Source organism: Pseudomonas sp. HY13-MNA-CIBAN-0226, assembly GCF_040310305.1.
GTDB lineage: Bacteria > Pseudomonadota > Gammaproteobacteria > Pseudomonadales > Pseudomonadaceae > Aquipseudomonas > Aquipseudomonas gregormendelii.
Window position 1 is genome coordinate 34,418 of record NZ_JBEOPS010000013.1, and the last position, 13,104, is coordinate 47,521.

Sequence of the window (13,104 nt, forward strand, 5' to 3'; positions counted from 1 at the left end):
CGTCGTCCCCGGGGCGCTATACTCCCCGGCTGAATTTCGAATTTGACTAACTACAAGGACTCGCCCATGAAAGCGTTCGGCAAAATCCTGGGTCTGGTACTTCTCGGGCTATTGCTGATCATTGTGGCCCTGGGTTTTGCACTGACCCACCTCTTTGATCCCAATGACTATAAAGACGAGATTCGCCAGATAGCCCGCGACAAGGCCCACATCGAGCTGACGCTCAATGGCGACATCGGCTGGAGCCTGTTCCCGTGGCTGGGCCTGGAATTGCACGAAGCCAGTGTCGCGACCCTGGCCAAACCCGCCGAACCCTTTGCCGATCTGCAAATGCTCGGCCTGTCCGTTCGCGTGCTGCCCCTGCTGCGCCGCGAAGTCCAAATGAGCGATGTGCGGGTCGAAGGCCTGAACCTGCGCCTGAACCGCGACAAGGACGGCCACGGCAACTGGGAAGACATCGGCAAGGTGCCTGCCACTCAGACCACGCCACCTGCCACCCCCGGTGAGCCTGCCAGCGAGACCACGGCCCAGGCGGAAAAACCCGCCCAGCCCATTCGCCTGGACATCGACAGCCTGACCGTCAATAACGCCCGGGTTGAATACAGCGACGAAAAGACCGGCAAGCAGTTCAGCGCCGAAAGCATCCAGCTCAGCACCGGTGCCGTGCATGACTCGACCAATATTCCGGTCAAACTCACCGCGTTCCTTGGCACCAATCAGCCAGTCCTGCGGGTTCGCACTGAACTGAACGGCGAACTGCGTTTCGAACGCGCCCTGCAGCGCTACAAGTTCGAAGACATGAAACTGACCGGGGAAGTCGCCGGCGATCCGCTGCAAGGCAAGACCATGACTTTCGCCGCACAGGGCCAGCTTTTGCTGGATAAAGCGGCGAACGTCGCCGAATGGACCGGCATCAAGATTTCCGCCAACCAGCTTCGCGCACTCGGCGAGCTGAAGGTCAACGACCTCGACAAGACACCTCAGGTCAACGGCGCGCTATCGATCGCCCAGTTCGACCTGGCCAAGTTCGTCGACAGCATCGGCCAGACCCTGCCGGCCATGGCCGAAGGCAGCCTGAGCAAGGTCGAGCTGGTCAGTCGCGTCAGCGCAACGCCCACCAGCGTGGCCTTCGACAACATCAACCTGAAAATCGACGACAGCAGCTTCAGCGGTCGCATCGCCGTCGAGGACTTCGCCAGGCAATCGCTGCGTGCGGTGCTCAAGGCTGACACCTTCAACGTCGACCGTTACCTGAAGCCAAAATCTGCCGAAGCCAATAGCGCAACGCAAGTGCGCCAGGCCGAAGTGGCCAGCACCGAAGCCAATGCCATGGCCGGCGCAGGCAGCACTCCGCTGCCGGATGCGCCGACCAAGACAGCCTGGAGCAACGATCGCCTGTTGCCCGTGGAGCGCCTGAGCAAACTCGATCTCGACGCCGACCTTACTTTCGGCCAACTCACCCTCGACAAGCTGCCGATCCGCAACGCGGCCCTCAAGGCTACCGGCCAAAATGGCCTGCTGACCCTGGAAAACCTGCGCGGCGAATTGTACGAAGGTAACTTCGAAGCCAAAGGCACCCTCGATGTGCGCCAACAGGTCCCGGCGCTGAACCTGCAGACCCAGATCAACAAAGTGCCGGTGGAAAAAATCCTTGAAAGCCAGGGTAAAAACCCGCCAGTCAAAGGCCTGGTCACCCTCAACAGCAACCTGACCGGCAGCGGCAACAGCCAGAAAGCCCTGGTCGACACCCTCAACGGCACCGCCAGTTTTGCGATCAACAATGGCGTGCTGCTCAATGCCAACCTTGAACAGCAGCTGTGCAAAGGCATCGCCACGCTCAACCGCAAGACCCTCAGCGGCGAGCCGCGCGGCAAGGACACGCCCTTCCAGGAGCTCAAGGGCAACCTGACCTTTCGTAATGGCGTAGCCACCAACCCCGACCTGAAAGTGCGCATCCCCGGCATGACCGTCAATGGCGACGGCGATGTCGACCTGCGCGTGCTGGGCATGGATTACCGCGTCGGCATCATCGTCGAAGGCGACAAGAGCGACATGCCCGACCCGGCCTGTCAGGTCGGCGAGAAGTTCGTCGGCATCGAGTGGCCATTGCGCTGCCGCGGCCCACTGGAACTGGGTGCCAAGGCTTGCCGCCTCGATAACGAACGCATGGGCCAGGTCGCGACCCGGCTCGCGGGAGACAAGCTCAGTGAAAAAATCGACGAAAAACTCGGCGACAAAGTCAGTCCAGAACTGAAAAACGCACTCAAAGGGCTGTTCAAGCGATGAGATCCGAGCAGTTTTCGGCAGCAGTGCTGGATTGGTACGACCGCCACGGCCGCCACGATTTGCCTTGGCAGCAGGGCATCACGCCGTATCGGGTGTGGGTCTCTGAGATCATGCTGCAGCAGACCCAGGTCAGCACCGTGCTGAACTACTTCGACCGCTTCATGGCCTCGTTGCCGACGGTCGAAGCCCTGGCTGCCGCGCCGGAAGATGAAGTGCTGCACCTGTGGACCGGCCTGGGCTACTACACACGGGCGCGCAATCTGCAGAAAACCGCGAAAATCATTGTGGCCGACTACGCCGGTGAATTTCCGCGGGACATCGACAAGCTGGTCGAGCTGCCAGGTATTGGCCTGTCTACCGCCGGCGCCATCGCCAGCCTGAGCATGGGCATGCGTGCGCCGATCCTCGATGGCAACGTCAAACGCGTCCTGGCGCGCTTTACGGCCCAGGAGGGATATCCGGGCGAGCCAAAGGTGGCCAAACAGCTGTGGGCCACCGCAGAGCGCTTCACACCCCATGACCGGGTCAACGCCTACACCCAGGCCATGATGGACCTGGGCGCCACGCTCTGTACACGCAGCAAGCCCAGTTGCCTGCTGTGTCCGCTGGAAAAAGGCTGTGAAGCGCACATGCTTGGCCTGGAAACCCGCTACCCGATCCCCAAGCCGCGCAAAGCCGTGCCCCAGAAGCGCACGCTGATGCCGATGCTGGCCAATGGCGAAGGCGCGATTCTGCTCTACCGTCGGCCTTCGACGGGCTTGTGGGGCGGCTTGTGGAGCCTTCCGGAGCTCGATGACCTGGACGACCTGCAACACCTGGCCACTCAACACTCACTGGAGCTGGGCCAGCAACAAGCCTTGCCGAGCCTGGTGCACACTTTCAGCCACTTCCAGTTATCCATCGAACCCTGGCTGGTCCAGGTCCAGGAGGCGGCCCATCACGTGGCCGAGGCCGACTGGCTCTGGTATAACCTCGCCACCCCGCCGCGCCTGGGCCTTGCCGCCCCGGTCAAGACCTTGCTCGAACGCGCGGCCGCCGTATTGAACGCAGGAGAGTCGTCATGACCCGCACCATCATGTGCCGCAAGTACAAAGAAGAATTGCCTGCCCTGGAGCGCGCTCCATTCCCGGGCGCCAAAGGCCAGGACATTTTTGACCACGTCTCGGCCAAGGCCTGGGCCGACTGGCAGAAACACCAGACCCTGCTCATCAACGAAAAACGCCTGAACATGATGAACGCCGAAGACCGCAAATATCTTCAGGGCGAGATGGACAAGTACTTCTCCGGCGAGGAATACGCCAAGGCTGACGGCTACGTTCCGCCGGCTGAATAATCCCGATTTCACGGGGGTCGGATCGTAAGCGACGGTAATAATTAAATATTTTTTGAAAACTTGCTTGACGACCCCCTGAAAAACCAGTTTAATGCGCCCCGTTGCCCAGATAGCTCAGTCGGTAGAGCAGGGGATTGAAAATCCCCGTGTCGGCGGTTCGATTCCGTCTCTGGGCACCAAATACCGAAAACCCTGAATCGCAAGATTCAGGGTTTTTTTATGCCTGCGATTTGACCGGCGCAGCCGTGATGAACTTTCCTGCACACCCCGGCCTCGGCCTGGATTGTCCAACCGCCGCCCGAAGACTATCGTTGTCAGCTACCCGCATTGGTAAGACGCCGATGAATCTGCAGGACATGCCGTCACTGGCACCCAGCCACATCGAGTTGCCGCTGCCCGCGTTCGCGCCCGGCGAACCCTTCAAGGAACCCGCTGCAGACGGTTTCATCCTCGGCGGCTTTACCTGGCGCCATGCCCCCCATGACAGCGCGCGCCCGGTTGTGATCATCAACGCCGCCACTTCCGTGCGCTGCCGCCACTACGCGCGGTTTGCCGACTATCTGCATGCCAACGGCTTCGACGTCATCACCTACGATTACCGCGGCATCGGAGAATCGCGCCCCGCTTCGATGAAAGGCCTGAGGGCGTCATGGTCCGATTGGGGCACCCTGGACTTCGAGGCGATGCTCAAGCGCGCCCAGCGCGAATTCCCCGGCCAACCCATCGATGTGGTGGCTCACAGCTTTGGCGGCTGTGCAGCGGGCCTGGGAGCGTCGGGGCCGGTGATTCGTCGCCTGGTGACCGTGGGTGCGCAATTCGCTTACTGGCGCGACTATGCGCCCGCCCATCGCTGGCGCATGTTTGGCAAGTGGCACCTGGTGATGCCGTTGCTGACGATGCTGTACGGTTACTTCCCCGGCAAGCGCCTGGGCTGGCTGGAAGACACCCCTGCCGGCGTCGTCCGGGACTGGAGCACGCCCACCGCCCGTTACGAAAAGCGCCCCAGCGGCCGCGACCTGCATGTGAAAACCTTTGCGGCAGTCAAGGCGCAAGTCCTGGCCATCAGCATCAGCGACGACCCCTATGGCACAATTCCCGCCATAGAACGCCTGCTCGGCTACTTCACCCACAGCCGCAAAACCCATTTGCGCATCGCGCCTGAAGACATTGATCAGACAGACGTGGGACATTTCGCCTTTTTTCGCAGCGCATACCAAGCCACACTATGGCCCATTGCATTGTCCTGGCTGCAAAGCGGCGAACTGGCCCCCGGTACTCCGGGGCGGCTAGTGCCACGCAGCTGACTGATGCGCCCACTCAACGCAATACGGAACGACGCCCATGGCCTCCGCCAACAAGCAGCAAAAACGCGCCACCCGCGCCAAAGACAAGGCCAAGCAGAACCGTACCCAGCGAGCGGCTGCGCCGGTGGAGCTGGACCCGAACGACGATCGCATCGATTTTGACTCGGTGGACCTGACCGAACTGTTCAAGGAAATGCTCGACGCGCAGAAAATCAGCCAGCAAGCGATGTGCGCAGCCTTCCTCGAACACCCGCTGCTCGCCCTGGTGCTGGAACAGGAAGGCGAGGAGATCGCCACTGACTTCATCATCGGCGCGCTGATTGAGTATCGCCAATGGTCCACCGAAACCGACGAAGCCGGCGCCCTGGCGTGGATCGAATCCCCCGCCTTCCAGGTTGATTACGTGGCAGCCTCCGACGCCATCGCCGCCCAAAACCCACAGACACCCAACTGAGTTCCCATGGCCTCCCTGAACAAGCAGCAGAAACGCGCCAAGCGCGCAAAAATCAAAGCCAAGCAAATCAACATCCACGGCCGCAAACCCGCAGCGCTGGATGATGACCTGGGCGAACCGGGCGAGCCGATCCCGGAATACACCCTGGCGATGTTCAGCAAGATGCACGACGCCGAAGCAGTCGGCCGCAACGACATGCTGCAGGTACTGCTGTCGGAGCTCGCGGTTATCATCTCGGACCATCCCGACCTGCTCGACATGGAAAACGCCGACAACGAAGCCATGGCCGCCACCCACCTGGCCGCCGACATGCTGCTCGACTACCGCATGTGGGCCGACGGCATGGACCGCGAAACCGCCCAGGCCTGGCTCAACGAGCCGCAGTTCATCACCGACTTCGGTCATGCACTGGACCAATACCGCCAGGCGCTGGATGCGCAGGAAGAAAAGGGCGAGTAACCCGCTGCGCCCTGAAACAAAAACGGCCGCCTGTCATCCCTGACAGCGGCCGTTTTGCTAAAAATCCACAACGTGTCCTTCCCCTTATCCCACACTCTCGGTTACGTATATCCCGTTGACATATCCCGACAAGGATTTATCCTTGGGTTTATCAACGAAAACCAAAGCTGAGGAGGCCAATATGGAACAGACCACTCTTTTCATGAGCAATCGAAGCCAAGCCGTTCGTCTTCCGAAAGCCGTCGCAATGCCAAGTGACGTGAAGCGAGTCGACGTAGTTGCTATTGGAAGATCCCGAATCATTACTCCTGCAGGTGAAACCTGGGACAGCTGGTTTGATGGAGACGACGTGAGTAACGACTTCATGGCAAACCGCGCTCAACCAGCCGATCAGGAGCGCGAGTCGTTCTGATGCTCAAGTTCATGCTCGATACCAACATTTGCATCTTTACGATCAAGAACAAGCCACAAATCGTACGAGAAGCTTTCAACCTTCATAACGGGCAGTTGTGCATTAGTGCTGTTACGTTGATGGAGCTGATCTATGGGGCTGAAAAGTCAGCAGCCCCCGAGAAAAATCTTGCGGTAGTCGAGGGTTTAGCGGCCCGTCTTGAAGTCTTACCTTTCGATAAAGACGCGGCGGCGCACACCGGAATGATTCGCTCAGAGCTGGCAAAGGCAGGCACGCCCATTGGCCCGTACGATCAAATGATTGCAGGGCACGCGCGTTCGCGAGGATTCATTGTAGTGACCAACAATCTGAGGGAGTTCGAAAGAGTCCCTGGATTGCGCGTAGAAGACTGGGTGACCGCCGACTGAATGCCGATGACCGCACAAAACAAAAAACGGCCGCCTGTCATCCCTGACAGCGGCCGTTTTGCGTTACCCGTTATTTATCAGTTCAGCACTGCAGCGCCCAGCTTCTGCTGCTTGCGACGGCGCGCCACGAACAGCCCGGCGGCTACTACCAGCACGCTGAGCAAGCCGGTCGCGAGGATCTCCACGCGATGGGCTTCCTGGAACAGCATGATCGTCAGCACGCCAACGATGAACACGATGACCGCGTAGGTCAGGCCCGGGAACAGCCACATGCGGAAGGCGATTTTCTCGCCGGCGATGGCGCGCTGCTTGCGCATGCGCAGTTGCGACACCGCGATGACCAGGTACACCAGCAAGGCGATTGCACCGGAGCTGGCCAGCAGGAATTCGAACACTGCAGCAGGCGCTACGTAGTTGGCGAATACCGCGAGGAACGCAGCAGCCGTCGACAGCACCACGGCCCAGTACGGCGTGCCGCTGCCGTTGGTGCGCTTGGACACCGCCGGCGCATCGCCACGCTTGCCCAGGGAGAACATCATGCGCGAGGCAGTGTACAGCGCCGAGTTCAGGCAGCTGGTCACTGCAACCAGGACCACGATATCGACGATCATCTTGGCGTTTGGAATGCCCATGCGCTCAAGGACGGTCTGGTAGGAACCCACGCTGGCCAGGACTGGATCGTTCCATGGCACCAGGGATACCACGATGAAGATCGACACGAGGTAGAACAAGCCGATCCGCCAGATCACCGAATTGGTGGCCTTGGAGATTTGCTGGCCCGGGTTCTTCGATTCTGCGGCGGCAATGGTGACGATCTCGGTGCCCATGAACGAGAACATGGTGGTCAGAATAGCCGCCAATACCGCGCCCATACCGTTAGGCATGAAGCCCTGGGTGTCGAACAGGTGGGACACACCACTGACCTGACTGGTCGGCAGAAAGCCGAAAATCGCCAGGATACCCAGCACCACGAAGCCAACGATCGCAATGACCTTGATCAGCGCGAACCAGAATTCGAATTCACCGTAATTCTTCACACTGAACAGGTTGGTCGCCGTCAGCAACAGCGTGATGATCAGCGTAAACGCCCAGATCGCTATATTCGGGAACCAGGCGTGCAGGATGGTCGCGGCGGCGTTGGCCTCCAGCGGTATCACCAGCACCCAGAACCACCAGTACAGCCAGCCGATAGTGAAGCCGGCCCAATGACCGATCGCCCGATCGGCGTAGGTCGAAAATGAACCGGTGTCCGGTGAAGCAACCGCCATCTCACCCAGCATGCGCATCACCAGTACCACCAGGGTACCGGCGGCGGCGTAGGCCAGCAGCACGGCCGGGCCTGCTGCAGCAATGGCATGACCGGAACCGACGAACAGCCCGGCACCGATAACCCCGGCGATCGACAGCATGGTCACATGACGCGGTTTGAGCCCCTGTTCGAGGCCATTGGAACTTGGGGTACTGCTCATTGAAACTACCTTTGTAAGGAAAAGCGAAAGCATTGAGCTCGCCGTTTGTTCTCTCTCGTAAAAAGAAACCAACGGGTCGTTCCTTATTCTGCACGCAATAATTGCGCCAAAATGTTACGAACTCCCACGGCCCGGGGCTCTCCGCCTGACCGGACAGTCATCGCAAGTGATTGAGATTAATGGCAATTTGCCAGAGCGTTACCCTGCGACTCACTTTCAGGACGATTTGCCGCACCAGAAACACAACAAAAAATGCCCGTCGCACAATAAAAGTGCAGATCAGGAACGTTTGTCCGGTTAACGCTTCCAACCCCCCGGCAAAGCTGGCAACATCGCGCCTTTTTTTACGGCAGGACGTCGTTTTTCCATCGCCGGGCAGGTTCAAACACCTGTTCGTTTGATAGCAGCGCGACAGTCTGCTGTGACGATGCGACAACCTGCCACATGACATCCGTTTACTGCCCGTAGCGCTGTTGGCTGCCATTCAGACGCTATGCTAGCTTGGCCGCCTCGCCAGGAAGGCCGCCAACAGCAGGAGCAACACACTATGAGGAACGCACATGGCTGAGGCCACGCCCGCGCTTGAAATCCGCAACCTGCATAAACGCTACGGTTCGCTGGAGGTGCTCAAAGGCATCTCGCTGACCGCCCGCGACGGCGATGTGATCTCGATCCTGGGCTCCTCCGGTTCCGGCAAGTCCACGTTCCTTCGTTGCATCAACCTGCTGGAAAACCCGCACCAGGGCCAGATCCTGGTGGCCGGTGAAGAACTCAAGCTCAAGGCCGCCAAGAACGGCGAACTGGTCGCTGCCGATGGCAAGCAGATCAATCGCCTGCGCAGCGAGATTGGTTTTGTGTTTCAAAACTTTAATCTGTGGCCGCACATGAGCGTGCTCGACAACATCATCGAAGCGCCGCGCCGGGTGCTCGGGCAAAGCAAGGCCGAAGCCACCGAAGTCGCCGAAGCCTTGCTGGCCAAGGTCGGCATCGCGGACAAGCGCCACGCCTACCCCGCCGAACTGTCCGGCGGCCAGCAGCAACGCGCGGCCATTGCCCGCACGCTGGCGATGCAGCCCAAGGTGATTCTGTTCGACGAGCCCACCTCCGCCCTTGACCCGGAAATGGTCCAGGAAGTACTTAATGTCATCCGCGCATTGGCCGAGGAAGGCCGTACCATGCTGCTGGTCACCCACGAAATGGGCTTTGCCCGCCAGGTGTCCAGCGAAGTGGTGTTCCTTCACCAAGGCCTGGTAGAAGAGCAAGGATCGCCACAGCAGGTGTTCGAAAACCCGCTTTCGGCGCGCTGCAAACAATTCATGTCCAGCAACCGCTAACGGAGCTACAGCATGCAGAACTACAAAAAGGTCTTCCTGGCTGCCGCCGTCACCCTGGCGTTCAGCGCCGGTGCCATGGCCGAAACCCTGAAGATGGGCATCGAAGCGGCCTACCCGCCGTTCAACAACAAGGATGCCAGCGGTAATGTCGTCGGCTTCGACAAGGAAATCGGCGACGCCCTGTGCGCCAAGATGAAAGTCGAGTGCACCGTGGTGACCTCCGACTGGGACGGGATCATTCCGGCCCTGAACGCCAAGAAATTCGATTTCCTGATCTCCTCGATGTCGATCACCGACGAGCGCAAGCAGGCGGTGGACTTCACCGACCCGTACTACAGCAACAAGCTGCAATTCATCGCCCCGAAAGACAAAGACTTCAAAACCGACAAGGCTTCCCTGCAAGGCAAAGTGATCGGCGCACAACGTGCGACCCTCGCCGGCACCTGGATGGAAGACAACATGGAAGGCGTTGAAGTCAAACTCTACGACACCCAGGAAAACGCCTACCTGGACCTGACCTCCGGTCGTCTGGACGGCATCCTGGCGGACAAGTACGTCAACTACGAGTGGCTCAAAAGCGACGCCGGCCGTTCTTACGAGTTCAAGGGTGACCCGGTGGAAGAAAGCGACAAGATCGGTATCGCTGTACGTAAAGGCGACCCGGTCCGCGAGAAGCTGAACGCGGCACTGAAAGAGATCGTTGCCGACGGCACCTACAAGAAGATCAACGACAAGTACTTCCCTTTCAGCATCTATTGATTCTGACTTGCCTGGCAGGCGCCGTTCGCTAACGGCGCCCGCCCCTGGCATTGCCTGCCGCGATTTGAAAAGAAATCCATGACTATCGATCTCTACGGATTCGGCCCGGCGCTCGCCGCTGGCGCGCTGATGACTGTAAAACTGGCACTCTCGGCCCTGTGCCTGGGGCTGGTGCTCGGTCTGCTCGGCGCCTTGGCCAAGACTTCCCCGTACAAGCCGTTGCAATGGCTTGGCGGCACTTATTCGACCCTGGTGCGTGGCATCCCGGAATTGCTCTGGGTGCTGTTGATCTACTTCGGTACGGTCAACCTGATGCGCGAACTGGGCGAGTTCTTCGGCAACCCCGACCTGGAACTCAACGCCTTCGCCGCTGGCGTGATTGCCCTTGGCCTGTGCTTCGGCGCCTACGCCACGGAAGTATTCCGCGGCGCGATCCTGGCCATCCCCAAAGGCCACCGTGAAGCGGGCGTGGCCCTGGGCCTGTCTAAATTTCGCATCTTCACCAAGCTGATCATGCCGCAGATGTGGCGCATCGCCCTGCCGGGCCTTGGCAACCTGTTCATGATCCTGATGAAAGACACGGCGCTGGTGTCCGTGATCGGCCTGGAAGAAATCATGCGTCATGCGCAAATCGGCGTCACCGTCTCCAAGCAACCGTTCACCTTCTATATGGTGGCCGCGTTCATGTACCTGGGCCTGACGATTCTCGCCATGATTGGCATGCACTTCATGGAAAAACGCGCCGGTCGCGGGTTCGCAAGGAGCACCCAATGAACTGGGAAGTCATCATCAAGTGGCTGCCGAAGCTCGCCCAGGGCGCAACCCTGACGCTGGAGCTGGTGGCCATCGCCGTGATTGCCGGGTTGCTGCTGGCCATTCCGCTGGGCATCGCCCGGTCATCGCGCCTGTGGTACGTGCGCGCATTCCCCTACGCCTACATCTTCTTTTTCCGTGGCACGCCGCTGCTGGTCCAACTGTTCCTGGTCTATTACGGCCTGGCGCAGTTTGATGCTGTGCGCAACAGCTCGATGTGGCCCTACCTGCGCGATCCGTTCTGGTGCGCCACCGCCACCATGACCCTGCACACCGCGGCCTACATCGCGGAAATCCTGCGCGGTTCGATCCAGGCGATTCCCAAGGGCGAAATCGAAGCTGCCCGGGCGCTGGGCATGTCACGGGCCAAGGCGATGTTCTACATCATCCTGCCCCGCGCCGCGCGCATCGGCCTGCCGGCCTACAGCAACGAAGTCATCCTGATGCTCAAGGCCAGCGCCCTGGCCAGCACCGTGACCTTGCTTGAGCTGACCGGCATGGCCCGCACCATCATTGCCCGGACCTACCTGCCGGTGGAGATCTTCTTCGCGGCGGGCATGTTCTACCTGCTGATGGCCTTCGTTCTGGTGCGCGCCTTCAAGCTGCTGGAGCGCTGGCTGCGCGTCGATGCCTGCCAAGGGCGTTGATAGGCACGTGCTGTCGGGCGAGGCCCTGCTCGCCCGCTTCGCCGCGCTGGATGCTTTTCTGATCGAGCATCAAGCGCTGTGGAAGCCGCGACCGTTCACCCATCTGCAACTTCCCTGGGAAGCGTCCTGCCCGCAACTGGCGCAGTGGCTGCGCGGTCGCTCCCTGGAAGAGGCTGAACTCGCCCACAACCACCCCGCCCTGCTGGACGCGCCCGAGCCTTTCGCTTCGCTGGCCGCGCAGTCGCTGCAACTCAGCGCCATCGGCGAACTGCCGGCCCATGCGCTGGAAGAGGCCGGGCACCGCCTGAACGTCGATGTGCCGGGGCGCAAATGGCAGCAGATCGAAGCGTTCGCCAGCCGCCTGGAATTCACCCAGCCATCAAAACACTGGCTCGACTGGTGTGCCGGCAAAGGACACCTGGGCCGACGCCTGTTGCAGGCCGGCCAGCAACTCACCTGCCTGGAATACGACCCGGCACTGGTCGCCAGCGGCCAGGCACTCAGCCAGCGCCATCACCTGCACGCCCTGCATGTTGAACAGGATGTGCTCGCCGCCGACGCCGCCAGCCTGCTGAATGGCGGGCATACCCCAGTCGCGCTGCACGCTTGCGGAGACCTGCACGTCAGGCTGATCCAGCTCGCCAGCGCCGCAGGCTGTCAACAGCTGGCTGTCGCACCCTGCTGCTACAACCGGATCAGTCTCACAGCCCCTCAGGCGCTTTCCTCACCGGGCCAGCAATCCACCCTGCAGCTGTCCCTGGATGACCTGGCGCTGCCCGCGAGCGAAACCGTCACCGCCGGCGCCCGGGTCCGCCATCAGCGTGACACCTCCATGGCCCGCCGCCTGGGATTCGACCTGCTGCAAAGGCAACTGCGCGGAGTCGATCAATACCTGCCCACGCCATCTCTTCCCAGCGCCTGGCTGGACAAACCCTTCGCCGAATACTGCCATCACCTGGCCGCGCTCAAGGACTTATCCACAATCGGGCCGCAGGACTGGCCCGCGCTGGAGGCCTCCGGCTGGCAACGCCTGGCACAGGTGCGCAACCTTGAGCTGTTGCGCGGGCTTTTCCGACGCCCGCTGGAGCTTTGGCTGGTGCTCGACAGGGCCATTTACCTCTCCGAGCAGGGTTACACCGTTCGCCTCGGAACCTTCTGCGACAGCCCCCTCACTCCGCGTAATCTGCTGATCCTGGGCGAGCGCTGCTGAAGCACGCAGCCTGTGGATAACTCTGTTGATGGAATTATCCTGGATCCAATGTATACAGCTGTTTCCTCCCTGAAACACCTGTGTTCATTTTTCGTACACATGGATAAAAAACCATAAAAACAGGCATTTGCGGCCTAATGAGAACGGGTCCACAAAATCGGTATTGAGCAGTAAAGGCCATCACGCCCGTTGTGCATAAGCAATTCGCGAAAAGGAC

At 60.3% G+C, this 13,104-nt stretch carries 15 protein-coding genes and 1 tRNA gene; 14 read left to right on the top strand and 2 right to left on the bottom strand.

Translation table 11 applies throughout. The features are described from left to right. Positions 1–66: 66 nt before the first annotated feature. From AAEZ05_RS15635 to vapC, 9 genes are all read left to right on the top strand, one after another. Positions 67–2,286, top strand: coding sequence for an AsmA family protein (locus AAEZ05_RS15635; RefSeq protein WP_350647952.1), 2,220 nt, complete (start codon positions 67–69; stop codon positions 2,284–2,286). Beyond that, on the top strand, positions 2,283–3,350 hold the full coding sequence (gene mutY / locus AAEZ05_RS15640; protein WP_045062011.1) for an A/G-specific adenine glycosylase: 1,068 nt from the start codon (positions 2,283–2,285) through the stop codon (positions 3,348–3,350). Before AAEZ05_RS15635 ends, mutY begins: the two co-directional genes overlap by 4 nt. Further along, positions 3,347–3,619, top strand: coding sequence for an oxidative damage protection protein (locus tag AAEZ05_RS15645; protein ID WP_010464608.1), 273 nt, complete (start codon positions 3,347–3,349; stop codon positions 3,617–3,619). Before mutY ends, AAEZ05_RS15645 begins: the two co-directional genes overlap by 4 nt. 103 nt (positions 3,620–3,722) lie before the next feature. Further along, a tRNA-Phe gene (locus AAEZ05_RS15650) sits at positions 3,723–3,798 on the top strand. Between the two features lie 162 nt (positions 3,799–3,960). Then, positions 3,961–4,923, top strand: a complete 963-nt coding sequence (locus AAEZ05_RS15655) for an alpha/beta hydrolase family protein (protein WP_350648068.1) — start codon at positions 3,961–3,963, stop codon at positions 4,921–4,923. Between the two features lie 37 nt (positions 4,924–4,960). Further along, positions 4,961–5,377, top strand: coding sequence for a hypothetical protein (locus tag AAEZ05_RS15660; RefSeq protein WP_045062013.1), 417 nt, complete (start codon positions 4,961–4,963; stop codon positions 5,375–5,377). Between the two features lie 6 nt (positions 5,378–5,383). Then, positions 5,384–5,836 (top strand): hypothetical protein, encoded by a 453-nt coding sequence (locus tag AAEZ05_RS15665; RefSeq protein ID WP_350647955.1) that lies wholly within the window; start codon positions 5,384–5,386, stop codon positions 5,834–5,836. Between the two features lie 181 nt (positions 5,837–6,017). Continuing rightward, positions 6,018–6,248: a type II toxin-antitoxin system VapB family antitoxin gene (gene vapB / locus AAEZ05_RS15670; protein ID WP_045062015.1), complete on the top strand. Its 231-nt coding sequence runs from the start codon at positions 6,018–6,020 to the stop codon at positions 6,246–6,248. Then, on the top strand, positions 6,248–6,655 hold the full coding sequence (gene vapC, locus AAEZ05_RS15675; RefSeq protein WP_045062016.1) for a type II toxin-antitoxin system tRNA(fMet)-specific endonuclease VapC: 408 nt from the start codon (positions 6,248–6,250) through the stop codon (positions 6,653–6,655). Before vapB ends, vapC begins: the two co-directional genes overlap by 1 nt. 77 nt (positions 6,656–6,732) lie before the next feature. On the opposite strand, the gene gabP is transcribed toward vapC, so the two are convergent. Then, the gene (gene gabP / locus AAEZ05_RS15680) at positions 6,733–8,124 is read right to left on the bottom strand and encodes a GABA permease (RefSeq protein WP_350597964.1); all 1,392 of its coding nucleotides are present in this window, start codon (positions 8,122–8,124) and stop codon (positions 6,733–6,735) included. Positions 8,125–8,281: 157 nt separating this feature from the next. After that, entirely contained in the window at positions 8,282–8,509 is a 228-nt protein-coding gene (locus AAEZ05_RS15685; protein ID WP_350647958.1) for a hypothetical protein, read from the bottom strand. A gap of 175 nt (positions 8,510–8,684) precedes the next feature. Between AAEZ05_RS15685 and AAEZ05_RS15690 the strand changes: the two genes are divergently transcribed. The 5 genes from AAEZ05_RS15690 (at position 8,685) to AAEZ05_RS15710 (ending at position 12,887) form a co-directional block, all read left to right on the top strand. Then, positions 8,685–9,458, top strand: coding sequence for an ABC transporter ATP-binding protein (locus AAEZ05_RS15690; protein WP_247292342.1), 774 nt, complete (start codon positions 8,685–8,687; stop codon positions 9,456–9,458). Between the two features lie 12 nt (positions 9,459–9,470). Next, positions 9,471–10,217, top strand: coding sequence for an ABC transporter substrate-binding protein (locus tag AAEZ05_RS15695; RefSeq protein ID WP_045062019.1), 747 nt, complete (start codon positions 9,471–9,473; stop codon positions 10,215–10,217). Positions 10,218–10,295: 78 nt separating this feature from the next. Further along, positions 10,296–10,991: an ABC transporter permease gene (locus AAEZ05_RS15700; protein ID WP_045062020.1), complete on the top strand. Its 696-nt coding sequence runs from the start codon at positions 10,296–10,298 to the stop codon at positions 10,989–10,991. After that, on the top strand, positions 10,988–11,677 hold the full coding sequence (locus AAEZ05_RS15705) for an ABC transporter permease (RefSeq protein WP_045062021.1): 690 nt from the start codon (positions 10,988–10,990) through the stop codon (positions 11,675–11,677). The genes AAEZ05_RS15700 and AAEZ05_RS15705 overlap by 4 nt, the downstream gene beginning before the upstream one ends. Continuing rightward, entirely contained in the window at positions 11,658–12,887 is a 1,230-nt protein-coding gene (locus AAEZ05_RS15710) for a methyltransferase (protein WP_350647960.1), read from the top strand. Before AAEZ05_RS15705 ends, AAEZ05_RS15710 begins: the two co-directional genes overlap by 20 nt. Positions 12,888–13,104: the final 217 nt, after the last annotated feature.

Excerpts from the sequence above, each read along its gene's own strand:
- gabP (WP_350597964.1), bottom strand. The coding sequence starts at position 8,124 with ATGAGCAGTACCCCAAGTTCCAATGGCCTCGAACAGGGGCTCAAACCG.
- AAEZ05_RS15665 (WP_350647955.1), top strand. The coding sequence starts at position 5,384 with ATGGCCTCCCTGAACAAGCAGCAGAAACGCGCCAAGCGCGCAAAAATC.
- mutY (WP_045062011.1), top strand. The coding sequence starts at position 2,283 with ATGAGATCCGAGCAGTTTTCGGCAGCAGTGCTGGATTGGTACGACCGC.
- AAEZ05_RS15710 (WP_350647960.1), top strand. The coding sequence starts at position 11,658 with ATGCCTGCCAAGGGCGTTGATAGGCACGTGCTGTCGGGCGAGGCCCTG.
- AAEZ05_RS15700 (WP_045062020.1), top strand. The coding sequence starts at position 10,296 with ATGACTATCGATCTCTACGGATTCGGCCCGGCGCTCGCCGCTGGCGCG.
- AAEZ05_RS15660 (WP_045062013.1), top strand. The coding sequence starts at position 4,961 with ATGGCCTCCGCCAACAAGCAGCAAAAACGCGCCACCCGCGCCAAAGAC.
- AAEZ05_RS15695 (WP_045062019.1), top strand. The coding sequence starts at position 9,471 with ATGCAGAACTACAAAAAGGTCTTCCTGGCTGCCGCCGTCACCCTGGCG.
- AAEZ05_RS15705 (WP_045062021.1), top strand. The coding sequence starts at position 10,988 with ATGAACTGGGAAGTCATCATCAAGTGGCTGCCGAAGCTCGCCCAGGGC.
- vapB (WP_045062015.1), top strand. The coding sequence starts at position 6,018 with ATGGAACAGACCACTCTTTTCATGAGCAATCGAAGCCAAGCCGTTCGT.
- AAEZ05_RS15655 (WP_350648068.1), top strand. The coding sequence starts at position 3,961 with ATGAATCTGCAGGACATGCCGTCACTGGCACCCAGCCACATCGAGTTG.
- vapC (WP_045062016.1), top strand. The coding sequence starts at position 6,248 with ATGCTCAAGTTCATGCTCGATACCAACATTTGCATCTTTACGATCAAG.
- AAEZ05_RS15635 (WP_350647952.1), top strand. The coding sequence starts at position 67 with ATGAAAGCGTTCGGCAAAATCCTGGGTCTGGTACTTCTCGGGCTATTG.
- AAEZ05_RS15690 (WP_247292342.1), top strand. The coding sequence starts at position 8,685 with ATGGCTGAGGCCACGCCCGCGCTTGAAATCCGCAACCTGCATAAACGC.
- AAEZ05_RS15645 (WP_010464608.1), top strand. The coding sequence starts at position 3,347 with ATGACCCGCACCATCATGTGCCGCAAGTACAAAGAAGAATTGCCTGCC.